This is a genomic window from Emticicia sp. W12TSBA100-4, from assembly GCF_040253585.1.
Classification (GTDB): Bacteria; Bacteroidota; Bacteroidia; order Cytophagales; family Spirosomataceae; genus Emticicia.
In genome coordinates, this window is the sequence record NZ_JBELAU010000007.1 from 14,140 (window position 1) to 40,924 (window position 26,785).

19 protein-coding genes are annotated in these 26,785 nt (G+C 38.1%); 11 read left to right on the top strand and 8 right to left on the bottom strand.

What is annotated here, in order from left to right:
• Positions 1–63: 63 nt before the first annotated feature.
• Complete coding sequence (locus tag ABR854_RS10870; protein ID WP_350265423.1) at positions 64–1,128, bottom strand: AI-2E family transporter; 1,065 nt, start codon at positions 1,126–1,128, stop codon at positions 64–66.
• Between the two features lie 231 nt (positions 1,129–1,359).
• On the opposite strand from ABR854_RS10870, the gene ABR854_RS10875 reads away from it, so the two are divergent.
• Complete coding sequence (locus ABR854_RS10875) at positions 1,360–2,085, top strand: hypothetical protein (protein ID WP_350265424.1); 726 nt, start codon at positions 1,360–1,362, stop codon at positions 2,083–2,085.
• Positions 2,086–2,202: 117 nt separating this feature from the next.
• Here the strand turns inward: ABR854_RS10875 and hpf are convergent, their stop codons facing one another.
• Positions 2,203–2,562: a ribosome hibernation-promoting factor, HPF/YfiA family gene (hpf, locus tag ABR854_RS10880; protein WP_350265425.1), complete on the bottom strand. Its 360-nt coding sequence runs from the start codon at positions 2,560–2,562 to the stop codon at positions 2,203–2,205.
• A gap of 332 nt (positions 2,563–2,894) precedes the next feature.
• Here hpf and ABR854_RS10885 point away from each other — a divergent pair, with 332 nt between their 5' ends.
• The 3 genes from ABR854_RS10885 to ABR854_RS10895 are packed head-to-tail and all read left to right on the top strand — an operon-like array spanning position 2,895 to position 6,911.
• Entirely contained in the window at positions 2,895–3,665 is a 771-nt protein-coding gene (locus ABR854_RS10885; RefSeq protein WP_350265426.1) for an ABC transporter ATP-binding protein, read from the top strand.
• A 20-nt stretch (positions 3,666–3,685) separates the two neighbouring features.
• Positions 3,686–5,359, top strand: coding sequence for a hypothetical protein (locus tag ABR854_RS10890; protein WP_350265427.1), 1,674 nt, complete (start codon positions 3,686–3,688; stop codon positions 5,357–5,359).
• 28 nt (positions 5,360–5,387) lie between these two features.
• Positions 5,388–6,911: a M20/M25/M40 family metallo-hydrolase gene (locus ABR854_RS10895; RefSeq protein WP_350265428.1), complete on the top strand. Its 1,524-nt coding sequence runs from the start codon at positions 5,388–5,390 to the stop codon at positions 6,909–6,911.
• 61 nt (positions 6,912–6,972) lie between these two features.
• Here the strand turns inward: ABR854_RS10895 and ABR854_RS10900 are convergent, their stop codons facing one another.
• The 3 genes from ABR854_RS10900 to ABR854_RS10910 form a co-directional block, all read right to left on the bottom strand.
• Complete coding sequence (locus ABR854_RS10900; RefSeq protein WP_350265429.1) at positions 6,973–8,109, bottom strand: DUF2911 domain-containing protein; 1,137 nt, start codon at positions 8,107–8,109, stop codon at positions 6,973–6,975.
• Between the two features lie 169 nt (positions 8,110–8,278).
• Entirely contained in the window at positions 8,279–9,847 is a 1,569-nt protein-coding gene (locus tag ABR854_RS10905) for a hypothetical protein (protein ID WP_350265430.1), read from the bottom strand.
• Between the two features lie 44 nt (positions 9,848–9,891).
• Positions 9,892–11,370, bottom strand: a complete 1,479-nt coding sequence (locus ABR854_RS10910) for a TonB-dependent receptor (protein WP_350265731.1) — start codon at positions 11,368–11,370, stop codon at positions 9,892–9,894.
• A 270-nt stretch (positions 11,371–11,640) separates the two neighbouring features.
• Between ABR854_RS10910 and ABR854_RS10915 the strand changes: the two genes are divergently transcribed.
• The 4 genes from ABR854_RS10915 to ABR854_RS10930 all read left to right on the top strand — a co-directional run bounded on the left by ABR854_RS10915 (position 11,641) and on the right by ABR854_RS10930 (position 17,888).
• Positions 11,641–12,441, top strand: coding sequence for a glycerophosphodiester phosphodiesterase family protein (locus ABR854_RS10915; RefSeq protein WP_350265431.1), 801 nt, complete (start codon positions 11,641–11,643; stop codon positions 12,439–12,441).
• Between the two features lie 108 nt (positions 12,442–12,549).
• Positions 12,550–15,357: a TonB-dependent receptor gene (locus tag ABR854_RS10920; protein WP_350265432.1), complete on the top strand. Its 2,808-nt coding sequence runs from the start codon at positions 12,550–12,552 to the stop codon at positions 15,355–15,357.
• Positions 15,358–15,484: 127 nt separating this feature from the next.
• Entirely contained in the window at positions 15,485–17,248 is a 1,764-nt protein-coding gene (locus ABR854_RS10925; protein WP_350265433.1) for a beta-helix domain-containing protein, read from the top strand.
• A gap of 100 nt (positions 17,249–17,348) precedes the next feature.
• Complete coding sequence (locus ABR854_RS10930) at positions 17,349–17,888, top strand: hypothetical protein (protein ID WP_350265434.1); 540 nt, start codon at positions 17,349–17,351, stop codon at positions 17,886–17,888.
• Positions 17,889–18,180: 292 nt separating this feature from the next.
• On the opposite strand, the gene ABR854_RS10935 is transcribed toward ABR854_RS10930, so the two are convergent.
• Complete coding sequence (locus tag ABR854_RS10935) at positions 18,181–18,675, bottom strand: DUF4494 domain-containing protein (RefSeq protein WP_350265435.1); 495 nt, start codon at positions 18,673–18,675, stop codon at positions 18,181–18,183.
• A 180-nt stretch (positions 18,676–18,855) separates the two neighbouring features.
• Between ABR854_RS10935 and ABR854_RS10940 the strand changes: the two genes are divergently transcribed.
• Positions 18,856–20,166, top strand: a complete 1,311-nt coding sequence (locus ABR854_RS10940) for a DUF5690 family protein (protein ID WP_350265436.1) — start codon at positions 18,856–18,858, stop codon at positions 20,164–20,166.
• Between the two features lie 80 nt (positions 20,167–20,246).
• Here ABR854_RS10940 and ABR854_RS10945 read toward each other — a convergent pair whose 3' ends face one another.
• Both ABR854_RS10945 and ABR854_RS10950 read right to left on the bottom strand, forming a co-directional pair.
• Positions 20,247–21,392, bottom strand: a complete 1,146-nt coding sequence (locus ABR854_RS10945) for a TIGR03364 family FAD-dependent oxidoreductase (protein WP_350265437.1) — start codon at positions 21,390–21,392, stop codon at positions 20,247–20,249.
• A complete protein-coding gene (locus ABR854_RS10950) occupies positions 21,392–22,132 on the bottom strand; it encodes an HAD family hydrolase (protein WP_350265438.1) in 741 nt (246 codons plus the stop codon). The genes ABR854_RS10945 and ABR854_RS10950 overlap by 1 nt, the downstream gene beginning before the upstream one ends.
• Before the next feature lie 267 nt (positions 22,133–22,399).
• Here ABR854_RS10950 and ABR854_RS10955 point away from each other — a divergent pair, with 267 nt between their 5' ends.
• Positions 22,400–23,194 (top strand): protein-glutamine glutaminase family protein, encoded by a 795-nt coding sequence (locus ABR854_RS10955; protein ID WP_350265439.1) that lies wholly within the window; start codon positions 22,400–22,402, stop codon positions 23,192–23,194.
• Between the two features lie 299 nt (positions 23,195–23,493).
• Positions 23,494–26,715 (top strand): SusC/RagA family TonB-linked outer membrane protein, encoded by a 3,222-nt coding sequence (locus ABR854_RS10960; protein WP_350265440.1) that lies wholly within the window; start codon positions 23,494–23,496, stop codon positions 26,713–26,715.
• The last annotated feature ends 70 nt before the right edge of the window (positions 26,716–26,785 follow it).

A 26,785-nucleotide genomic window follows, 5' to 3' on the forward strand; every position in this document is an offset into this window, starting at 1 on the left:
TATTCTTCGGTAGCTGAGCGTAGTCGAAGCTATCGAAGAATAACCAGTTCCCCAATAACCAATCTACTTAGTAACATCAGCATGGTCAGCGTCTCCGAGTAGGAAGCCGTAGGGTTTTAAACCTTCAATCGAATCGAAAATTACTTTGATAATAGCTGTTAGCGGCAATGCCAAAACCAAACCGCCCATTCCCCAAAGCGAGCTGAAAAGTATTAGAGAGATAATGGCCGCCATCGAGTTGATACTCACTTTTGTGCCAACAATGTAAGGCGTAATGAAATTTCCCTCTAAAAATTGTATAGCAAAAAACAGAGAACCCACACCCACCGCACTGATTGGTCCTTTAGTTATTAGAGCGAAAAGAATTGGCAATAATGAACCAATGGCAATACCGATATAGGGAATAAGCACCAAGAAAGAAGCTAAAAAGCCAAAGAAAATGGCATGGTCGATGCCCAAAATATAAAGTCCGACTGTATTCAGAATGCCGATAATTCCAATAACCATTATCAAACCCACCATGTAGTCAATGACCACATTTTTGATTTTCTTCAAAACTACATTTACCCGGTGGCTACTTACCGATTTAAAAGCTTTGTAGAAAAATGCCTTGATAAAATCACGGTACAGCAACATCAGGAATATATATAGTGGAATAAGTGTCAAGTTGCCCAAAAGGCCAGTTGTGGTAGAGAGTGTATTACCCAAAATATCGCTATTGTTTTTCAGAAACTCGGTTACATATTTTTTACCTTCGGCTTTTTGTTGGGTTTTACTAATATGGAAATTTCGACGAATGTAAGTCTGTACTTCTGAGAAATATTTCTCGGTTTTTTCGGTCAATTGTGGTAAAATTTCTTCAAAATCCATTATTTGTATATAAACCAAATAGAAAAGCAAAATTAACGCACCAATCATAAGCAAAATAGCAGCCGTAATAGCCAACCAACGAGGGAAACGCCATCGTTCAAGAAGTTGACAAACAGGTAGCAGTAGCAGTGCAAAGACCCCCGCAAAGGTTAATGGAATGAGTAAGTCTCTAAGGATATACATTCCATAGATGATTATGACCAACGAAATCAGTACGTAGGCAAGGCGAGTCGAAAATGGTTGTTGGAAAGTTTTCATTGACACAGTAAGTCTTCTTTGGGATATATTTTCTTAATTTATTGACAGGTTTTTTCAAAATTAACTAACTTGTTACCTAATTTCAAACTTTTCTTTCTGATTTAGAAAACCTCTTTCGATATTATGTTCCTTTACAAATTTTATATGTTTTTGTTTTCTCTCAAAATCGCTACTTGTAATTGTCACAGCGAAATACAAAAAAGTGGTTTTCAAAGAGCAAAAAACAATTATGTGATAACAAAAACAGGTCGAATGCCTACGTGCATCAACGAAAGTTCGGGGCTGGCAAAAGCATGGCAAGAAAATTATTATTGGACAATCAATGATAGTGGTGGTAATACCGAATTATACATGATTGGTGAACAAGGTCGAGTATTTGATACACTTTTGGTCAATGACTCAGAAAACATTGATTGGGAAGATTTGACCAAAGATGATAAAGGGAATATTTATGTTGGCGATTTTGGAAACAATGGCCAAAACCGAAAAGACCTAACGATTTATAAGTTTAGAAACGGCAAAACCGAAAAAATAACTTTTCATTACGCTGACCAAGACTATTTTCCAGCCAAAGATAAGATTTTTGACTGCGAAGCGTTTTTTTGGTACGGTGGAAAATTGTATTTATTCTCGAAAGATTGGTCACGGAAACACCAAACGCAACTTTATAGTTTGCCCGATAAAGCAGGCGATTATGCCCTTTTGCCCGAACAAAATATTTTCCTAAAAAGCCCAGTAACCTCGGCCGATGTTAGTCCAGATGGAAAGGAATTTGCTTTACTTTCCTACGGGAAAATCTATATTTTTGAAATTTCGGGCGGGAAAATTGATTTTTCTAAACCCAAATCATGTATAAAGGTAGGCAGAAACCAGTTGGAAGCCATTGCTTATGTAAATGATACTGATTTAGTAATGACGAATGAGCAACGAAAGATATATCAAGTAAAACGCAGGTAGGTGCTTATCGCATAAGCCCATTGCAAACGGAAGTGTGGCATATTTCAAAAATGTGCCACACTTAGCCAAAACGAAAAGAGGGCGTAAATCAATCAGATTTACGCCCTCTTTTATTTATCAAAAATCGTCTTCTACAACTTCTTCTTCTGCTGGAATTTCTCGTTTTTTATGTTCAACTTCGTTTCTTTTATCTTTAAATTTCTTTATCTGTGATTTTAGAGCTTCAAGTGCCAAATCGGTGGCTTCTTCAAACGTTGTGCCTTTTTCTTCTGCAAAAATGGTGTTTCCTGGAACACTTAACTTGATTTCAATGTGCTTTTTGTGAATTTTATTACTATCTCCTTTGTCTAATTTCAGAAAAACTTCACCACTAATAAATTTGTCGTAGAAGGTTTCTAATTTGTTTAATTTGTTTTGGATAAATCCGACCAATTTAGGGTCGATGTCGAAATGGACTGCATGCACATTAATCTTCATAACACACTAATTTAGAGTGAATAATTACATAAACTACTGAGATTCAAGATATTAATCTAAAGCCTAAAGACAACATCCGCTCACGTCTTCTATTTTCTATCTTGTATCTGCTCTTTCAAAGAACTTTCATTAATCTAACCTACCAAAAAAATCAATACGAGTCAAGAACTTTGTGTATAATTTTATTGAACGAAGCCAAACGGCAAACCTGTGTAGAGAAAAACAAGTTTTTTGAAAGATAACAAACCGATTGTCAATGTTTTGGTTGGAAATCTCACACCCATCTTCTACATTTCATCTTTATTTCACAACCTATTTATTTTAATCCAACAATGAAGGCAATCAAAATTAGTAATTTACAGAAGGCGTATGGCAGTAGTTTGGTCTTGAAAGATGTTAATTTAGAGGTTGATTCAGGCGAAATTATTGGCTATATCGGGCCAAACGGAGCAGGAAAATCGACAACAATTAAAATCCTAATCGGAATGATTCCCGACTATGCTGGTAGCGTAGAAGTTATGGGACTCGACGTAAAAGCTAATCCGCTGGAAGTCAAGCGATTGATTGGCTACGTTCCCGAAAATGCTTCTTTGTACGATACGCTTTCACCAATGGAATATCTGCGATTTTTGGGAAGCTTATACGAATTAGAAACCGACCAAATCGAAGAAAAAGCCACCGAATTACTCAGACTGTTTGCCCTTTACGACCAGAGAGACGACCGCATGACTACGTTCTCGAAAGGTATGAAACAAAAAGTTTTGTTGATTTCGGGCATTTTGCACAACCCAGAAGTGATATTTCTGGATGAACCTCTCTCAGGGCTCGACGCCAATGCCGTGATTTTGGTCAAAGAAATACTTGCTCAACTCAAGCACGCTGGCAAAACCATTTTTTATAGCTCGCATATCATGGATGTTGTCGAGAAAATCTCCGACCGAATTGTGCTTATCAATAAAGGAACTATCATTGCGAATGGTACTTTTGAAGAACTGAAATCTCAACGAGAAACGGGTTCGCTTGAACAGATTTTTAATCAGCTAACGGGCAATAACCAACACGTTCAATTGGCTGAAGAATTTATTCAAGTAATGAACCGATAAATTTCCACATCTTACACAAAATGATAAATTTCTACATAAAAATACTATTCTTGCTTCGCCCAATTTTTCTACGATTGGGTGTAAATTTTGAGCAGTTGGCGGCCATTGTTGAGGTAAAACTCAAAATGGATAATCGTCGAGCACGATTTAATCAATGGAATAAAAAACAAAGCGAGTCAAACGGTACTTTTTTTCTAACACTCGGTTTGTATTTCTTGATGGCCAGTGCTTTTTCTGTGTTTATATATTTCTCGGCATCAATAACTGCGGTTTATTCTTTAGTTTTTGCGATGATGATGTTTATGCTGGCTATGACGCTCATCACTGATTTTTCGGCGGTTATTCTTGACTCCAATGATAATGCCGTTTTGCTGCCTCGTCCCATCGACGACCGCACGCTGCTTATTGCCCGCATCACGCATATTCTGATGTATCTGCTTTCGATGATGCTCGCTTTGGCAATTCCGTTCATGGTCGTCACGATACTCAAACATGGGGTTTTAGCAGCCATCTCTTTCCTAATAATCAGCCTATTAAGTTTGATTTTGATAGTTTTTCTGACCAATATTTTTTATTTGGTTTTGATGCAATTTACGAGCGAAGAACGCCTTCGGAATGTCATAAATAGTTTTCAAATCGTACTGACATTTATTTTCATGGGTGGCTATCGTTTGGTTGCTCGATTGGTCAATATCGAAGCTTTAATGAATGGCGTTGATACAAAAGTGCAATGGTGGCATTTTCTCATTCCGCCAATTTGGATGGGAAATAGCATGAATACGATCATCAAACATGAATTTGATTCTACTAAATTTCTGTTTCTTTTTCTGACCCTAACCATGCCGTTTATGGTAGTTTTCTTGGTTAATAATATTTTCTCTGGAGTTTTTAATCAGAAAATTGCAGGAATGGATATTGCCAAACGCCAAGAAAAAACACCAAATAAAGTTGCCGAAAAAGGTCTGGCTGAGACTTTGTCCAGCATCTTTACTGGAACGTCAATGGAACGAGGTGCTTTTGAATTTGTTTGGAAAATCACATCTCGTGACCGAAAATTCAAGCTCAGAATTTATCCTTCTTTAGCCTATTTACTCATTTATCCAATTTTTATGGTTGGCACGGGGCGAAGTGAAGGTAGTTTTCAACAACAAATTGAGCATCTCAGAGAATCAACGGGTATGGGAATTGTAGTGATTTATTTGTGCGGGACGGTACTGCTCACAATCAGAAGTCAAATTTCGCAATCGGAAGATTTTAAAGCGGCGTGGCTCTACGAACTTGCTCCAATCAGCAAACCTGGCGAAATTTTGAGTGGCTCGCTTCGGGCTATCTTGGTTAAATTTCTTTTACCGATTACCATTTTATTGTGCATAGTTTTATCAATTATTTGGGGTGTAAATTTGCTTGATGATTTACTATTCGGAATGCTAACAATCACAAATCTTGATTTACTTTTATCAATTGGCATGAGCAACGAACTGCCGTTTTCGACCGAAATTAAGAAAAACGGCGGCGGAAGTTTTATCCGAAATATGGCTTATGTTTTTCTTGCGGGAATCATCGGCATTATCCATTATTTTATGATGCAAGTACCTTACGTGATTGGCGTTTTTATGCTTATACAATTGGCTTTGGCTCTATTTTTATTCAAAAAATACCGTGAAGTAGGTTGGGAAAAAATGAGAATGGAGTAAGTTTGTCAAAACATCAATCATCTAACAAATGAAACGCTACCTTTTACCTTTATTACTCACTACAAGCTTAGCCTCTGCTCAAAGCCCATTGATTGAGCAAGCCCGAAACTACCGAAAAGCCAACGAAAATGCCCTACTGGGCGAGTTTATGGGACTTCTTTCGATTCCGAATGTAGTGTATGATACCGTCGGGATTCAGCGAACTGCCGCCTACATCATAAAAATGATGGAGGCTCGTGGTATCAAAACCCAGCTTTTGGAAGCTACAACCAAGGGCGTGCCGCCAGCAGTTTATGGCGAAGTAAATGTACCAAATGCTACTAAAACTGTCATTTTTTATGCTCATTACGACGGTCAACCCGTCAATCCAAATCAGTGGGCTGAAGGAATTGAACCTTTCAAATCGGTATTTTTAGATGCTTCGCTCGAAAAAGGTGGTAAGATTATTCCAGCACCGAAAGCCAATGAAAAAATCAATCCTGAATGGCGAATTTATGGTCGTAGTGCCTCCGATGATAAAGCAGGCGTGTTTTCGATTCTGACTGCCTATGAGGTTTTGACGAAATTGGGCATTCAGCCAAGTGTAAATCTCAAGTTTTTTTTTGAAGGGGAAGAAGAAGCTGGCTCAACGCATTTGTCTGAAATCCTCGAAAAACACAAAGATAAACTCAAATCTGACCTTTGGGTGATTTGCGATGGCCCAGTGCATCAGTCGGGTAAAAAGCAAGTAGTGTTTGGTGTGCGAGGCGATGTAAATATGGAATTAAAAGTATATGCTTCCAAACGCCCATTGCACAGCGGACATTATGGCAACTGGGCTCCAAATCCTGCCATGCTTTTGGCGAAATTATTGGCTTCGATGAAAGACGATAATGGTCGAGTTTTGATAAAAGGATTTTACGATGATGTTGTGCCTTTTACAGAAACCGAGAAAAAAGCCATTGCCAAAGTGCCTCCCGTTGATGAGCAAATGCGAAGCGAATTGGGCTTTATGCGTGCCGAAGGTGGCGGAAAATCGTTAGTTGAATTAATCAACTTACCATCGCTCAATATCAATGGTATTTCGAGTGCAAATGTTGGCAAAATGGCTGCAAATGTGATTCCTGTTTCGGCAACGGCTGCTTTAGATTTACGTTTGGTTTTGGGCAACGATGCCCAACGACAAGCACAAAAAGTGGTTGAGCATATCAAAGCACAAGGATACTATGTTACTCAAAATGAGAGTATTACCGACGAAGAACGTATGAAATACCCGCTCATTGCTCGTGTGCAAGTGCAAAAAGGCTATAATGCTCAACGCACGAAAATGGATTTGCCGATTGCCCAAAATGTGATAAAAGCCGTGCAATCAAGTACCAATGAAGAGGTAGTCTTGATGCCAAGTTTGGGCGGAAGTTTACCTCTATTTTTATTTGAGAAATATTTGGCAACGCCAACTATCACCGTTCCGATTGCCAATCACGATAATAACCAACACGCCGAAAACGAAAACATCAGAATTCAGAATATATGGAATGGTATTGAGACTTATGTGGCTTTGATGAAGATGTAGGAATGATTGATTTGTGAAATAGAAGATATAATAAAGGCGATAAAACTTACCGCCTTTATCATTAATTTAATGCTTGTCCTGCTTCTAATTGCTTAATGGCTGATTCGATAAATTTTTTGTTTGTTTCGTCAGGGGCTTGAGTTAAGGCCATTTTTGCGTGTTCGAGAGCTTTTTTCAAGTCGCCAGTGGCTGATAGTCCACGCATCATACCCGCATTTGTTGGCCAAGCTCCATTGCTTTTCTTATAATTACTTTCAAAAATTGCCATTGCCTCCTTCGTTTTCTTTTGTGCCAAAAGTTGTCGGCCATAAGCGTGTAGTTCCATTGTCGATGCCTTTTCAATGGCTTCATTCCAAATTTTACTGGCTTCGCTTGTTTTGCCCAACTTTTCAAGCAGTTTCGATTTCGTAGAAAGTGTTCGGAATCCATTTACACCACCCAAATTTGGGTCACTGGCCGAAATTATCCAGTTTAGTGCTTCTTCATAATTGGTATCATTCATCAAACACCACGTTGCGGCTGCTTCTAAGCTGGCAGGGTCGAAGCCAATTGCACCGCTCATTTGTCGGCGAATATCAGCCAAAGTAGTTTTTTTCAAATCAACCTCAACTTTAAATGGTATTTTCCAACGTTCCCATTCTAAGGCAACTTCTACTGATTCTGCTGTCTGATTCGCAAAACTGTAAATAAGTCGCTCTTGAAGATTGGGCTGATTTTTCTGTTGAATAGTTTTCACTCGTAAAACATCTAAGTCGGCTCTGTAAAAATAACTTCCCCAAGCATCAGTATTTCTATTGAAGATGAGTGTACAAGAGTCGGCATAAACGGCTATAAAAAGGGCATATTTTCCTGCTGAAAGAGCTTTACCATTAATTTTTACATCAGTCGAAAACGAAATCGTTGTGCATTCATCTGCACCTGCTCGCCACGGCGACTGCACATTTGAGCCATAACCCAACACCGTAAAGCCATAAGGAGCAATATCCGTTCCCCAGATTTTTCCTTCTCGACCTTTTACTCCAGGCGAACTATATTTAATTTCGATGTTAGTTGTCCCTACCGTTCGACCTACCGAACTGGTAAAATTGGTATTCTGAGGAATCCTGAGGGCTTGAGCTGAGACTTTACCCATCGTGAGTAAAGCAGCACCCAAAACAATCAATGTGAACTGTTTAGAAAGTAGTTTTTTGCAAAGCATAGCTGATAATTTTGTAGGAAACAAAGGTTTTTCGAGCAAAACTATACTAAAATTTGTTTTTTTTGATAGAAATATGGATAAACGGTAAGCAACAAAAAATCAAAATCCTCTTCAAATTGTTTTTGAAGAGGATTAAAAAAACTTATTGATTGGAATTTTTTGACTATGCTTATTCTGCATTAAAATCCTTGAATACTTTCTTGATATTGGCGTCGGTTGCTTTGTTTTTTGGTTCCCAAGCAGCATCCAAATCAAGTACTACCAAGCCTTTTAGACTCATTACGTTCATAAAATCATCGACTTTTCTGATAAAATCATTACCTCTACGAGATGATTTAAGAGCAAAATCACGGGCAAAAATATCGCCTTTGCTTTGCAGTTCGTTCTTCTTTTCGATGATATAATTGAGGCGGTCGATAATATCTTTCATCGAGCGACCAATTACTTCAGTAGCTTCGAGCGTTCCGATTGTGAGTACGGTCGTACCGCCCAATGTCGAAATCAGACGTTGTTGGTCAGGTTTGTCTTTTGGCACAAAAACCGATGATAAACTCGTAGTTGCACCCAGCGAAGCATTGATAACCGAGCGGTTTTTCTTTCCTTTCTTGGCTCTGATATAGGCTTTTTTGAGTTCGTCTTCTTTCTCCTTCATTTGTTCGAGCAATTCCCAACCACGTGTGAGTGTACCACGATATAAATTATAGAGTTTCAAATCTGTTTCGGCTTCGTTGATGGCGTTTTTTACCACAAATCTGATAGTTTTTACATCACGCTTTTTGGTTTTGTCCAATACAAAAAAGTCAATGTTAAAACCAAGCGAATCTAGCGGGTCTTTTACAAAATCATAGCCAGGTTGCCACGTAAACTCGTATTGATTAGATGTGTTTTTGATTAAGTTTTTCTTGCTGACGTTCGGGTTATCAGTCAAGAAATCAAATTCATGAATATCATCATCGCCGTTAGGGTCTGACAAATAGAATCGGATATTGATGGTCTGATTTTCTTTTATCTTGAAAACATTATCTTTCGGTACAACCACAATTTCGGGCGGAAGGTCAATCTGTGTCGCTTCAATTTTTAGACGACCTTTCGATTGTGTTTTAGCGGGTTGGTCTTCTACATAAAACTCCAAAAACATCGGATTTCCATCAAGTGTTTTATCCTTTAGTTTTTTGAATTGTGTGAGTGATGGCGACCAAGAGATTTCGCCCTGAGAAGTCATTTTCATTCCTTCAGGCATAGACTCAAACGATGGAATTACCACAATTGGGTCGTTGTCTTCGTCATACACAAAATCACGGTCAATTTTATAAACATTATTGGTATTGTACTGTACATAAAAAGGCTTCAAATCTCGAATAACGGGGCTACGATTGACGTGCTGAATGCGAAATTCGACTTTTGAGGAAATGGTTTCGTTGGTAGAATCACATTTTGCCTCAAAGATCACCTGTTGGAATTTATAAGAATCGAGCCTATCAACCATTGAGTAGGGAGGAGTCCATGTAAATCGCCCAAGCGAGTCGAAAGCCATGCCATCAAGTTTCCCTTGAGGTATTGTGAAACGGAATTTTTCGCAGTTTTTTCCCTCTACTTTTAGCTCAAACGAAACCTCAGACCCTTCCTTGAGTTGAGTCCATTCTTTACCGGCTGGTAGTAGTATCTTGGGGGCTTCTTGTGCAAATAGTTTATACGAAAAAAGAACAAATGTACTAAATATTACGATTTTAAATTTCATTTTTGTTGTTGATTTTTACAAATTAGCAAGTGTAATTGCCACATTTATATATCATCGGTTTCGATGGCTATTTCTTGGTTTTCTATGGCGTGGGCTGGTCCTGGTACACCTGGAATGACCACACAAGGGAAACCAAATAGACAACGGTCTTTAATCATTTTTATTACTTCATCAGGCACGTTTTCTTCCCAGCCATCTTCTCCTTTCTTGATGAGTTCGAGTGTTTTGTTTGTATTGATATTCATATTTGTCTCGTTATAATGATGAATATCTTCGATTTTATTATTGGCTATCAAGTAGCGATACAAATCAATCAAGTGCATTGGCGGATTAAACCGCATGCAGTTCATGATATTGTTGTTTTGGTAGGTCGGATAAACAAAAAGTTTTAGATTTCGGCTGAAAAGTGTAGCAAACGACTCCAAAATTCCACCTGGGAGGTCTTTGTAGTGTTCTTCCTCAAAAATATATTGTAAGTTCGGGTAGCCAATAATCAGCCCCATTTTCAATTTTGTAATTTTTGATAGATACGCCACCAATTTATAATACTCTTGGTAGTTTGAAATCATCACCATTTGCCCCATCGAGCATAGAATATCTACACGGTCAAGAAAATCTTTTTCGTCGATTTCGGCATCGTCTCTTTGTAAACCTTGTAGCGTAATTTCTGAAAGCACAACTACTCGTTCTTTGTCAACATCAGGCTCACGCATAAACTGTTTGCGGCCGTTGGCGAGCATATCGAGGTGTACGTTTACGAGTGGGCGGAATCGACCACGTAATACCAAAGCGTGTTTGCGGAAAAGTACTTCCGAAGGCTGCAAGTTTTTGCCATCAGCACCAAAAAGTGCAATATCCGAGAAACCGTATTTTACTAAGTGCAAGCTCATCAAACGATTATCGACGTGCTTGAAATCTGGACCCTCGAAGCGAATCATATCAATCTGGATGCGGTCTTTTGCCAAATCATCCATTAATGATAGCAGGAGAATTTCGGGGTCTTGGTTATAAAAATAACAACCATACATCAAGTTTACACCTAAAGTTCCGAGGGCTTGTTGTTGGAGAATGCTATCGTTATCGAGCATTTTTACGTGCAAGATAATATCGTTGTAGTCGCCGTGTGGTGTAAGCTGAAACCTTACGCCCATCCAGCCATGAGCATCGTTGTTTTTATGATAATTAAGTGCCGCAACAGTATCTGAAAAGGCAAAGAAAGTTGAATCATTGCCACGTTTTTCGCCCAAACGCTCAATCAAAAGTCCGTATTCATGGTCAAGCATACTCATGAGGCGAGGCTCGCATACATAACGCCCGTTTTCCATGACTCCGTAAATAGCATCGGAGAAAGTCATGTCGTAGGCCGACATCGTTTTCGCAATAGTTTTTGAAGCACCGCCCGCTTTGAAGAAGTTGGCGGCTACATCTTGCCCAGCACCGATTTCAGCAAAGCTACCATAGATTTGCTTATTCATGTTGATACGTAATGCTTTTTGCTTAGTTCCGAGGTTTTTTTCGTGTATGATTTCCACTGTTGTACTATTTAATTGATTGCTGATAAAGTAGATAGCGTATTTTTGACGCTCAAATTATCCCCAAAATTAAGCCAAAATGTTTGAAAAATCTTTAGTTTTTGAAAATGTTTAACCGAAATCCGAAAAACCTGTAAAAGTTCAATTAATACTTTTTTAGATACTATTTTGGTTGAAACTTAACAAAATCATAACTTAAACTAAAAACAGAACGAAGATATACTCACCTAAATTTGAGGTTTTCAAATAATCAGTATTTACATGAAAATCTTCTCTATTAAAATACTACTCTTGCTTTTTTCGAGTGTATTATTTGCTCAATCGAAAGTTGTTTTTCCTAAAACAGACCATGACTTTATTGTCATTGCTCACCGAGGTTTTCATGCCGATGTACCCGAAAACACCATAGAATCGCTCCGAAAAGCCATCGAATTAGGGGTTGATTATGTAGAAGTTGATATCCGAACTACGCTCGAAGGCGTGCCAGTAGTGATGCACGACGCAAATCTTGAACGAACAACTGATGGTAAAGGCAAAGTTTCGGCCACATCAACAATTGATTTCAGAAAACTGAAAATCAAAGGAACTGAGATTGCTCCTCCTACTTTTTCGTCGTTTCTGATGGAAGCGAGAGGAAAAATAAATCTGTATTTGGATATTAAAGAGGCCGACCCTGAGAAAATTGTGGCTTTGCTTGATAAATACCAAATGCGTGAACGAGTAGTGGTTTATTGTTCGCCCCAACAGATTTTTCAATGGAAAAAACTCGCCCCAACGATTCCCGTAATTACGAGTCCCTCTTCAAATATCAAATCACCTTTTGAGTTTGAAGCATTTGTTTTAAGTTTTCCAGCATCGGTTTTAGATGGAAATATCAAAACATATTCACCAGAAACTATTCAAAAACTTACCGAAATTAATATCCCGATTTGGCTTGATACCTTGGAAGATGATGATACTCTACAAGGTTGGGAAACTGCTATCGGGTTTAATATCAAGGCCTTACAGACTGATAAGCCGAAAGAATTACTTGAGTATTTATCGAAGAGAAATCTTAGGTAGAAGTACTCGCTTTTTGCAATCATAATTAACTCGTAACATTGACTTAACATTCAGTTAACATTGAGTTCAGACCTTTGCAGTCGAAAATCAAATACACCAATATAGGTTATGAACTCCAAATTTAAGTTTACGCTTACCTCTTTATTACTATTTATTTCTCTAATATCTCTTGCCCAGACAGGCGTTATCCGTGGAACAGTCAAAGATGCTGCAACTGACGAAGACATTATCGGTGCAACGGTCAGAATCGACGGAACAACAATGGGTGCTGCTACTGACGTAAATGGTTTCTTCTCAATCTCGAAAGTACCAGTTGGAAAGAAAAAAGTATTAATTACTTATGTTTCATATAAAGTAAAGGAAGTAGAAGTTACGGTAGAAGCCGATAAAGTTCTTGAAATTAATACTGTCCTTGAAGAAGATAAGGTGGTTTTGCAAGAAGTAAAAGTAACAGCCAGCCGCCTGACAAATACAGAAGTTTCGTTAATTTCTGAGATCAAAGCTTCGCAGATGGTTGTGAATGGTATTTCGGCTCAACAAATTGCAAAAACACTTGATCGTGATGCTGCACAAGTTGTGAAACGTGTACCAGGTATCACGATTGTTGGCGAGCGTTTCATCAATATTCGTGGTTTAAATCAACGTTACAATAATGTAATGCTTCACAATGCTTTTACGCCAAGTATGGAAACCGACGTAAAATCATTCTCATTTGATATTATTCCAAGTTCACAAATCGACCGTTTATTGATTTATAAAAGTCCTTCGGCCGAGTTACCTGGCGAATTTGCAGGTGGTTTAGTTAAAATCTTTACAAAAAATATTCCAGACAAAAACTCATTGGTGCTTGATTATGGTACTTCGGTGCGTCAGGGAACAACTTTTGGTGATTTCTACCAACCTAATCAGGGTAAAAATTATTGGACAGGTTTTAATAATGGTTATTACGATTTACCACAGTTTTTTCCGTCGAATATCAATGTATTTTTGAATAATCCTGCTCAATTAGAAGCCACGGGTCGTTCTTTAAGAAACGAATGGACTACTAACCGCACAACTGCCACTCCTGACCAACGTTTTGGTTTGACAGGAAACTATAAATTCAATATCGGTAAAATTAAAGTTGGAAACGTAACGGCCTTGAATTATTCGGATAGCCGCACTAATTTCTTGATTGACCGCAATGACTTCAATGCCAATATCAATAATACACAATCGCCGATTTATTTCTTTAAAGACTCACAATATAGCCGTAATATCAGAGTTGGTTTGATTCATAACTGGGCATTTCGTTTCAATGATAATCACTCAATTGAGTTGAAAAACTTATTCAATCAAATGAGCAACTCAAATTTCACACAACGTGGTGGTCGTGCAATTGAAGCAAATTATAATCCTGATAATCAATCGTTTAATCAAGTCTATCGTGGAATTTACACAGGTCAAATTACTGGTAAACACTCTTTCTTGAAAGGTAAAACCGTAATCGACTGGGTAGGTGGTTATAATCGCTCGAATCGTGAGCAACCAGATTACCGTCGTTATCGCTCAGATGTTGATTTGACAAATGGCTCAAAAACAATCTACGTTCCGATCGGTACTGCACAGGCATTTTATTTAGGTCGTTGGTTCTCAGAAATGAACGAAACCAGCTACACAGGAGCAGTAAATCTTACGCAAAAAATAGCTTTATCGAAGGCTTCTGATAAGGAAATGGAAGTAAAAGCGGGTTTATTCTACGAAAGCAAAGACCGCTCGTTTAATGGCCGAAATATTGGTTATGTACGTGGAAATAACTTTAGTAATGAACTTTTCACTGGTTCAGTTACGAATCTTTTCAATAATATCAATAGCACAACGGGTATCAGAATTGACGAACAAACGAACCCGAACGATTCATATACCGCTGGGAACAGATTATTGGCTTATTATGCCAATGCAAACATTCCATTGAGCAAAAAACTAAATATCATTGCTGGTGCAAGGATTGAAGATAACACACAAAGTTTGCAAAGTGCATTCTTAGGTGGAGCAAAAGTAAACGTGAAAAACCCAGTAACGAGTGTATTGCCTTCAGCGAATTTATCTTACAATTTCTCAGAAAAAATGCTCGTGAGAGCGGCTTACGGACAAACAATCAATCGTCCTGAATTCCGTGAGTTAGCTCCGTTTTCGTTCTATGATTTTGATTTCAACGTAGTTTATGAAGGTTATACAGGTTTGAAAATCTCAACTGTAAATAACTTTGATGTGCGTTGGGAATTATATCCAACTCCTTCGGAAATCGTGAGTATTGCAGCTTTCTACAAGAATTTTAGAAATCCGATTGAGTTAGAAGTTGAAGCAGGAAGTGGCTCGTTAGGTGCAAAGACTTTCATCTATCAAAATGCTCAAAATGCTCAAAGTGCAGGTTTAGAATTAGAAGTTCGCAAAGGTTTAGCAAGTTTGACAAGCTCACCGGTATTAGAAAAAATGAGTTTATTGTTTAACGCCGCCTTGATTTACAGCAAAGTACAATTGCGTGAAGGTGCCGAAGGACAATCGAACAACCGTCCGCTACAAGGTCAGTCGCCTTATATCTTAAATGTTGGTTTAAACTACAACAATACTGATAAAGATTTCCAAGTAAACTTACTCTACAATGTAATCGGAAAAAGAATTTTTGCGATTGGCTTTGAAGGCTACCCAGACCTTTACGAAATGCCAAGAAATGTAGTTGACCTTACTTTCTCAAAAGGAATCAAAGACCGTTGGACAATTAAAGGTGGTGTGACCGATATTTTCAACCAAGCAGCTTTGATTTTGCAAGATGGTAATCAAGATGGCAAATTCGACCGCAAAACTGACGAAGTAATGCAAAGTTACAAACCAGGTAGTTTAGTAACGCTTGGTTTCAGTTATACGCTTTCAAAATAGAATTTAGAGATGAGATACGAGATATAAGAATTTTAAAGCTATTGAATATAACATAGCATCTCAAGTTCCGTATCTCAAATCTCATATCCCATATCTCATATCTTTTAAAAATAAACTCCAAAAACAAATGATTAAGTTTCAAAAGTATTTTCGATTATTAGCATCGGCTACTTTGCTTTTTTCTACGGCGGCTTTCGTTAGCTCATGTCAAGAAGAAGAAGTAATTCCACCAGCACCAATCGTTTCGGCTGGAACTGAGGCTTCGGGAATTCCAGGTGCAAAAGTAAATGTTACTGCTTCTATTTCGGCTCCAGGTGGCTTGAAAACCGTAACAGTTTTGAAAAATGGTGTGGCTTTCGATACAAAAACGTATGCAGACGGCACAACTGCTGATAATTATACAAAAGAATATACAGTTGAAAATTTGGCAGCTGGTGCAAGCGTAAACTTCACAATTATTGCTACTGATGCAAAAAATCAAGCATCTACCCCAACAACATTTACAGTAAAAGTAACGGCAATTCCTCCAAAAGAAATCGTTACAGTAAGAGGGGTTTTAACAGGAAATATTTCTTGGACAAAGAACAAAATTTATAAACTCGTAGGTTTCGTGCGTGTAGGTGGCGATACAACTGACGTAACACCAGCAGGTGTTGCAGTGGGTACGCTTACTATCGAGCCAGGTACAGTAATCATCGGTGACCGTGCTTCAAAAGGTACGTTGATTATTCAACGTGGTAGTAAAATTATCGCAGAAGGTACTGCTGCTGAGCCAATTGTATTTACTTCTGAAAGAGCTGTTGGCGAAAGAGAACCAGGTGACTGGGGTGGTTTAGTAATTTGCGGAAAAGCAAAAAATAACTTACCAAATGGCGTTGGTCAATTAGAAGGTAGCTACAAAGGATGGCATGGTGGTGCTGACGATGCCGATAATTCAGGCAGCTTGAAATATGTACGTGTTGAGTACGCTGGTGTGCCAATCAACCCTAATCAAGAAGTAAACTCATTTACGTTTGGTTCGGTAGGTAGCGGTACTAAAATGGAATACTTGATGGCAACTTTCGGCCTTGACGATTCATTCGAGTGGTTTGGTGGTACAGTGAACGGTAAGTATTTTATCGCTTACAAAGGCTTAGATGATGATTTTGATGTTGATAATGGTTTCCGTGGAAATGTACAATTTGGTATCGGTATTCGTGGAGCAACTCAAGCTGACCAATCGGGTTCAAATGGTTTCGAGGTTGATAATGACGGTCAAGGAAACTCAAGAGAGCCATATACTTCGGGAACATTCTCTAACTTCACTTTGATTGGTGCGAAAGGTTCGGCGGCTACTTCAATCAGTCCACTGTTCCAAAATGCGTTCCATTTAAGAAGAAATAACAAATTGAAGATTCACAATACATTCGCTACTGGTTATCCGAATGGTGTTTACATTGACGGTGCAACTACTGCGGCAAATGCTGAAAAAGGTGAATTAGTGTTGAATAATATCGTGTTGGCAGGTGTAGATGGTTGGGGAACAAACGGTTTCGGACAAGGTTTTGCTTCTGAGCCACGTGGTTTTGCAGTGCGTGACGTAAACACTGCAACAACTCCAGCTGCTTTGGCAATCGGTACACAATTACCATCAGTTTGGTTCTTAGCTCAAAAAGGAAATAAGATTGTACCTAACTATGTGAACACTGGTATCAGTGCATCACTATTCCAAGTTGGTCGTCCATCGTTTGCTATTGCTGCTGGAGCTTCTGCTTCAATCGCAACGGGTGGTTCAACAACTGGTCTTGGTTCATTCTTCACTGCTGCTGATTATATCGGTGCATTCGGAGCAACGGACTGGACAGCTACTTGGGCTGAATTTAGTCCACAGTCAGTGGTTTATATCAAATAATGAATTACGGAAGGCTTCGCTCAAATCGAAGCCTTCCGTAAACTTCTAAGTAATAAAAACAAAAAGTTTTCTGCCAAAACAGGAAACTTTTATCACCAATATGAAAAAAGTAGTTTTAGTCTCATTGCTTGCTGCAGTGTTGTTCTCTTGCCAATCAAATAAGTATGATGTGTCGAATTATTTCTCTGATAATCAACGAGATACATTACTTGCAAATATTATTACCTACGTTTTTACGAAAGCTCCAAATGCCACCAATGAAACTCGTTTCGATGCTCAGTACAGACAATTTTATGTGAAAAATCTACCGAGTTTTCGTATAGAAAAATATCACCAAACGCCTGATGGCTGGAATTATTTTTTCATGATTCGTCCAGTAGGGAATAGTCCAAAATACAAAAGAGGAGTTCTCGGGAAATTTAAGTTGAAACAAAATACACTGATGCCCGAAGCCTTTGAAGAAGTAGCGAACACTCCACACTTAGAAGAAAAAATATTGATAGAAAGAGGCAATTTCCTTTTTCAAGAATTAATAAAAAAAGGAAACCTCGATAACTATATCGCCATGAAACATTACATAGAATGGCCAGATGCAACGCTGGTATATGATAAAAAATTAAATGAGTGGGTGGGGAGGTAGTATTTATTTACACCAACGTCGGCAGGGTTCCGAACCCGCAGTGGAGCTGCCTGCCGACGTTAAACCAACTTAACTCATAAAGATACTTGTGCAAACAAAAAGATTATCAGCTTATGGCTGAGACTTGAATCAACTACTTCGGTAGTTCAATTGATTCATATTGGTGTTAAAATCAGAAAAGTCAGGGGTCTTACCTCTGACTTTTTCTTTTGTATCGTAGCACAAGTCTCAGACTTGTGTCCTTCCAACTTGAGTAATTTAGAAATCGGACGGCCGACGCCGTCGCTCTACATTACTCAGCCTGATTTGCCAAAACCTCAGCCAATGGCTTAAAATTACCACTTTTCAAGATTTGCTCTTCTGGTTTTTCATAAGGGATAACTTCCAAAATATTGGTGATATTAATATCTGTAATTTGGTAATCTTCTACCGTTCCGAGTCTTTCAGAGATTAACTGGTACGCCAATAATGGATTATCGGCATTGATTAGCATCGTGAAAGGTGTACGTTTTTCTTTTTGGGCTTTTTCATCGAAACTAATGAAGTTTACTTTCACTTTATACCAAGTTTCTGAGCCATTTTCCACAAAAAAAACTTCATGGATTTTCATTCTTGAAAGTCCAAATAACTGAAAATCGGGCGTGTTTGAGGCAACTGTATGATACACACGAGCTTCGGCATCGGTGTATGAAACTGCATCAACTAAATATACTTCGGTAATTTTGATTGTTCTATCTTTTTCATCTACCTTTTGGTAGCGAATCTTTCCTTGATACCAATTCGACATCTGTAATGGTTTTTTAGTAAGCAAAAATTTAACATAACAAAGGTAAGGGCATTCAGGCAGAATAGAAAACCGAATTATCCACGACTTTTACACCGAAAACTAATCTAAGCATAATACTCGCTTAATTCTGAGTTTATATTACTTCTCGAAATTTATGGTTTATTTAACCTATAATTAATCGTGAAGAAACTCCTCAAAAAGTCAGAAATACTCCTTACAATTTGGTGTATTATAGCAGCTTTTGGAACGTATTTTTGCATGTACGCTTTCCGAAAACCTTTCACAACTGGGCTTTACGAAAACTACGAGCTGTGGGGTGTGGGCTATAAAACGATTTTGATAATTTCGCAGGTTTTTGGCTATATGTTTTCAAAAATTATCGGAATCAAAGTCATTGCCGAATTAAAATCAAAAAAACGTATTGTCTTGATTATCAGCTTGATAGTGTTTGCCGAAATCGCATTGGTTGCTTTTGGGTTTGTGCCGTTTCCGTATAATTTTGTTTTTTTATTTCTGAATGGTTTGCCGCTCGGCATGGTTTGGGGCGTGATTTTTAGCTTTCTCGAAGGCCGAAAGCTAACCGAATTTTTGGCTCTTGGACTCAGCCTAAATTTAGTAATGACCTCAGGGGTTTTGAAAACTATCTATTTATTTCTACAAGAAACCTATCATATTTCGGAGTTTCATCTGCCGTTTGCCATCGGGCTTTTCTTTCTGCCCCTCTTTTTGTTTTTTGTCTGGATGCTGGCACAGATTCCGCCACCAAACGATGAAGATTTAGTTCTGAGAAGTGAGCGAGTTGCTATGAAAAAAGCTGATAAAGAATTGATAATAAAAGAATTTGGTTTAGGGCTTTTATGTTTTATTGGGGTTTATTTGTTATTGGCTTCGATGCGTGATTTTCGAGATAACTTTGCGGTTGAAGTATGGCGAGAAATCGACCCACAATTCAATAAAACTATTTTTTCGGAAATTGAAACAATCATCGGAGTGGTAGTAGTAACACTGATTGCACTCAATGCTTTTATCAAAAATAACTTTAAATCATATCTTACATTTTCGGGTATGATGCTCGTGGCGGTTTTGCTTTGTGGAGGAAGTACATGGGCTTTTCAGACAGCACTCATTACGCCCAAAACTTGGATGTTGAGCCTCGGAATTGGCTTATTTTTGCCTTATTTATTGATTCAAACTGTAGTTTTCGAACGCCTAATCGCACTTTTCAAAGCTCGTGGAAATGTGGGTTTTCTGGTCTATATCTGCGACTCAGTAGGTTATCTCGGAAGCGTAGTTTTATTGATTTATCGTGAGTTCTTCTTGAAAAAAGTGTCGTTTCTCAATATCTTGATGACATTCGGCTATATCATTTCGTTTGTCTGTTTTACTTTGCTCGTAGTACAGCTTCTTTATTTCTCGAATAAATATCTAAAAGGGAAATTATGGTGGAAGGTTTCGCAAAAAAACGAAACTGAATATAATCCGATTGGGTGAAAATAAATGTGGTACATCCTTTAAGGTGTGCCACATTTGTTGGTAGAGACGTAATATATTACGTCTCTACGAAGGCAAACCTACAAAAATAACCTTTGAATATTGGCTTCGGCATAGCCAGCACTGGTGGTCATACCTTTTCCACCAATTCCTGTGAAAATATGAATATTGGGCGAAATATTGTACTCGAAAATCTCGTCGGGATGTTGAGCATAAAAACCTGCCCAAGTACGAGCAATTTGATTGACAGGAAAATGCACGATGCGTTCGGCCTCCTTCAGCATCAATTTATTAACATAGTCTTTTGTATCAAAACCCAGTTCATCTGTTTTGCCTACGGGTGCGTATTCGTGTGAGTCGCCGATGATGATTGAGCCATCAATGGCCTGTTTGAAAAGAATATGAATTCCCCATTTTTTGAGTTCAGAGTAATGTTCGGGTGTAGTACTATTTTTATACGATGGACATTCTTCAAAAGATTCATAGCGACGAATAGAAAGCCCTGTAAGAATATTACCTTTCAGCGTAACATTTTTCATTGGCACTGTCTGCATCATTTGTAACTTACTGACAATCAATCCACTTTTAGCATAAATTTCTGGGAAAAGTAAATTGAAAACATAGCCACTGCAAATGATAATTTTTTCGGCAGAAAACTTTTCCTTACTCGCAGTTATTACTTCAGTTTTACCACCAATTTCTTGGCAATCAATAACGCTTGTATTGGCTCTGTAAGCAACCTTAAATTGTTCTTGAAGATAATCTAATATTTTGTAAATCAACAAATTAGGCTCGACGCTTACTTCGTTAGGGTAGTAAATTCCACCTTTCACATATTCAGCTTTGAGTTCGGGATATTGCTCCAAACATTGGCGTTTCGAGAGTAAAACGCAGTTATAGTTTTTGTTTTGATGGATGCCAAAAAGCTCGTTAGCCAACATCCATTCAGTCTCATCAGAAGCTATATAAACAGTTCCGTTTCGACGTACTGAAATATCAAACTTAGATTGAATATCTTGGTAGATTTCTAAACTTCTTCGCCCATAATCAAACCATTTGCCTGATGAACCAGAAGGGACTGCTTGGCCAAAATTTCGGACAGTAGAACTAACTGGAAAGTTGTCTTTTTCTAAGATAAGTACACTTTTGCCAAGTTTGGCTGCATGATAAGCATGAAATGCCCCCATAATGCCGCCTCCGACAATAATCACATCGAAATTTTTCATTATGCTTCGCTTAAAACGCTGATGTTTTCAATAATAGGTTTCAATTCTTTCAATGATGTAAGCAAGCCATCATTTCGGATAAACTTAAGCTGGTCGTATGTGTGTGTGCCATTTGTAACACCTAACGAAAGTCGGCAACCCGCTCTTACGCCTGATTTTAGGTCGGAAGGCGTATCACCAATATTGAGAACTTCATATGGGTCGGCTACACCCATTAGCTTCATGGCTTTTTGAATCATATAAGGCTCTGGGCGGCCTTTTTGCACTTCGTCGCTGGCGATAGAAACATCAATTACTGATTTGCCAGAAGTATTCACGTAGTTAAATTCTAAGCCGTCAAGCCAACCAAGCTTTTCGAGAATAATATTGGTTACTTTTCTGTAAAAACCAGTGGTTAGAGCTATTTTGATATTGTTTTTACGTAAAAAATCAAACATTTCTAAGCAACCTTCGGTAGGCAAAACATCGTTAAACTTATAGTGATCTTCGAGAATCAGTCGGAAATAATCGTACGAATAAACTACGTTTTCATCATATTCGGGATGGCTTTGTCCGATTCTTTCTTCCCAAAGAAGTCTAAAAACTTCGATTTTCGAGTAACCTTGCAATGCCAAGATTCGTTCTTCCGAAACCGTTAGGCCTGTTTCGGCACAGGCACGGGCAAAGCAGGTTTCAACCTCTTTTTTGTCTTGCACGGTTGTACCGGCCATGTCGAAAACAACTAATTTGATTGGTGACATTTTGATTGATTTTTGAGATGATATTTAGTCCACGACGCTCAATAGTCGGCAGTCAACGTTACTTTAAATATTTATTACAAAATACCGACGAATACGGGAGCCGATAGATTAATCGCAACAAAGTAAATCTTTTAAAATTAGCTTGATTTTATGTAAATATGAATAAATTGTTAAGCTAATATTAGCTTTGAATAATTAACAAATACTTAATAGAGGAAGTAGAAAACTTCGATTTTGGGACGCATACTTTTGCCGAAAAAACTAACAATGGTTTTAACAAATACGGGCAGCCGACTCTCTCGAATTACAGATAATTATTTTGATTACTATTTTGAAGAATTAAAGTTTTTCCTTGCTCCGCTTTTTGAATATAAGCAAGGAAATTGCCATAATGTTACACATTTTGCATCGTTGATTTTGCGAAGCTACGGTGTGCAACATAATAAAATTTGGATTTATGCTCCCACACGCTACCGAGAAGATTCAAAACAGACCATTCAATTGTCTGACCCCAATAATATTTCGCCTAATGGCTTGCTTACTTGGGGTTTTCACGTGGCTTTATTGCTGCAGTATGGGGGCAAAGAATTTGTATTTGATTTATTTCTTGATTCCGAAAAGCCATTGACGATGGCCGAATGGCTCGAACGAATGCAAGCCCGAAAGTTTCGTGTCGATATTGAAAACCCTGATAACTACCTATTCTATACGCAAGCATCCGAAACCAAAAAGAATGGTTTGTTTACTGGTCAATATTTTGAGTACGAGGGGTTTTGTAAAGAGCAAAATTGGATGGCTAAAGGCTTGGCAATTAACGAAACTGCCGTAGAGTTTTACACAAAAAATTGGTTTCATTTTAACTACAAAACTTTATTGAGTGCTGATTATAAGTTATTTGTGGGGCGAGTGAATAATTTTGAATGTGTGCTTCGAGATAGCAAAACAAATAAGAAAATGACCGAAGAATTTCATCAAAAACATGCCAGTATCATTGATGAATATAGATTAGTTTATGAGAAAAATCTTGAAAAATGGATTGAGAAAATAGCCTCTTTTTTGTGAGTTTTACAAAAGAATTTACCAAACATGTTTAAACACGTTTAAAATGTAAACCTGTAAGTGCTTGATTGCTAAATACTTAATTTATATTTCGTTTAGTTCAATATATTTTCTATTTATTAAATCAGCAATAATTTAACAAAATCCTAACAAACCCCTCAATTCCTTCACAATAGCTTAAAATTAGCTTCATATTCAAGTCATAAGACATACTGACCTTTGCACCATCAAATTTTCAGCTTCCAAAATCTACTTTTTGCTGAAAACAACACGATAAACCCAAATAATTCTAATCATTTTTTATGAACAAATCTCTACTCAAAACCAGATTTACTGGTTTCATCAGAATTTTGTTTTGTTTGTTGTTGGCCGTAATGTACGCCAATGCACAAAACCAAAGTGTAAGTGGTAAAATTTCTGCTCCAAACGGAGACCCAATTCCTGGGGTAAGTGTACTCGTGAAAGGTTCTAATCAAGGAACCAATTCGGATGCTGAAGGTAATTATAAACTATCAAATGTATCGGCTCGTTCGGTATTGGTTTTTTCAGCGATTGGCTTCATGACTGCTGAGCAAACCGTTGCTAATCAGTCTGTTATTAATGTTAGTTTACAAGAAGATACTAAAACATTGAACGAAGTAGTAGTGACTGCCCTCGGTATCAAAAAAGATGCTCGTCGTATTGGTTACGCTCTTCAATCGGTTGATGGAGCATCTACAATCAAAGCACGTGAGCCAAATGCTATCAATGCCTTGGCTGGTAAAGTTGCTGGTTTGACAGTGGGTATTCAGCAAGAGATGTTACGCAAACCAAATATTTCATTGCGTGGAAATAGCGAGATTTTGTATGTAGTTGATGGTGTTCCGATAAATTCTGATACATGGAATATCAGCCCTGATGATATTGAGTCTTATTCTGTATTGAAAGGGGCATCTGCATCGGCTTTGTATGGTTTCCGTGGAAAAAATGGGGCAATCTTGATTTCAACTAAGCGTGGAACGAAAGATAAGCGTGGTTTCTCAGTAGATGTAAACTCTTCAACGATGTTTGATAGAGGTTTTTATGCAATTCCGAAAGTACAAGACGAATATGGCCCAGGCGACCACGGACGCTATGCTTTTGGCGATGGAAAAGGTGGCGGTTTGAATGATGGAGATTATGATGGCGGTTGGGGACCAAAATTTGAAGGTCAACTCATTCCTCAATATGATAGCCCTATTGATCCAGCTACAGGAAAAAGAACTTCTACTCCGTGGGTTGCTCGTGGCAAAGACAATTTAGAGCGTTTCTTGCAAACAGGTATTTTATCGACAAATAATATTGCGGTTTCGTCGTCGGGCGATAAGTACAACTTACGTTTTTCTACTTCGCAAACATCACAACGTGGTATTGTGCCGAATACTAAATTGAATATAACCAACTTCAATTTGGCTTCTGACTATAAGTTTTCTAACAAACTTTCTTTCAATTCGAGCTTACAATATAACCGTCAATATACGCCAAATATTCCTGACGTAAACTACGGGCCAAACTCAATTATCTATAACATGACTCTTTGGGCGGGTGCTGACTGGGATGTGGATGATATGCGTAATTATTGGCAGCCAGGTAAAGAAGGTATCCAACAAATCTATGCTGAATATCAACGCTATAATAATCCATATTTTATGAGTTATGAGTGGCTACGTGGACACCAAAAGTCTGACATTATCGGTCAAGCTGGATTGACTTATAAATTCACAGATTATTTAGAAGCAACAGTTCGTTCACAAATTACTACTTGGAACTTGTTCCGTAACGAAAAAATGCCTTATTCGGCTGGTTCGTATGGCCGTGATGAGCGTCGTGGCGATTATCGTGAAGACCGTCGTAATTTGTTCGAGAATAATACCGATGTTTTGGTAAAATTCGATAAAGATTTATTTGCTGGTTTTAACACTAAAATTTGGGCTGGTGGAAACATTCGTACTTTCGAGTATAACTCACAATACGGTTCGACAGATTACTTGAATGTTCCAGGCTTGTATAATTTCAATAATTCATCAAATCCTGTTCGTACGGCCAATTTTGCTTCGGCAATGCGTGTAAATTCGGCGTATTATTCGGCTGACTTTTCTTATAAAAACTTATTGACCCTTTCAACAACTGGCCGTGTTGATAAACTTTCGACGCTACCATCGGGTAATAATACTTTCTTTTATCCATCGGTTGCTCTTGCTACGGTTATTTCTGACTACGTGCGAGTACCTGAGCTTATTTCGTTCTTGAAAGTGCGTGCGTCGTATGCGAATGTAAAAGATGGTTTAACTCGTTCGACAATCGGTACAACGCCAGCCTTGACAGGTAATGGAAATCCGATAGGTTATGGTGATCAATATTTTTCTCCTTATGATGGTCCAAGTTATTTAAACTCAGCCGTTTATTCAACGCCGTTTGCGTACAATAATCAGCCAGCGGGATATTTTACGGGTGCTTTAAATAATCCAAATTTACAACCAAGTTCTACTTCACAAACCGAAATAGGTCTTGATTTCAAAGTATTGAAAAATCGTCTGGGCTTCGACCTTACATATTTTATCTCAAACGAAGGCCCAAGAATTTTCTCTTTGCCAATTTCAACAGCAACTGGTTATAGCTCTGCTTTAGTGAATGGTATCAAAACACAAAAAACAGGCTGGGAACTGGCCATCACAGGCTCGCCGATTAAAACTGCCAATTTTAACTGGGATGTAGTAGCTAACTACTCAACTTTTAAAGAAGTTTTAACCGAAATTTACCCAGGCGTTGAAAACCTAAACACATTCTTTAAAGTTGGCGATAGATTGGATAAGTTTTATGGTAGTGCATTTGCTAAAACACCTGATGGACAGATTATTAACGATGCTTCTGGTCGTCCAATCACAACACCTGTAGCTCAGTTTTTGGGTTATATCAATCCTAAATTTGTATTCGGTATCAATAATAGATTTAGCTACAAAAACATCAATATGAGTTTCCAATTTGATGGTCGTATCGGTGGAGTTATTTCTAACTATATTCAGCGTCAAACGTATCGTGGAGGCCGTCATATTGGTACAACAACTGGCCAATTTGCCGAAGCTCGTTACCAAGATTATCTCGGCGTAAAAGCTTACGTTGGCGAAGGTGTTCAAATTTCAAATGGTGTTGCGATCAAATACGATGCCGATGGAAAAATCACAAACTATGGCGAACTACAATATACTCTAAACGCAACTAAGCAATTTGTACAAGACTACGTAAGTCGTTATTATAACACTGATGAAGGTAATCTAATGAGCCGTTCATTCGGAATGTTACGTGAAGTAGTATTGGGCTATACATTACCTGAAAAATGGTTTGGTAATAAAATCAGAAATGCTTCAATCTCAGTAGTGGGTAGAAACTTATTATACTTTGCCGAGAAAAAAGACATCGACTTAAACCAGTACATCGGCGATGGTGGCTCTGGCTTACAAACCCCTTCAACTCGTAGATATGGTGTTAATTTGAATTTTACATTCTAATAATTGTATGCCGTAAAACATCTCCCTGCCTCATTAATGGGGTAGAGAGATGTGAATCACATCAATAAAA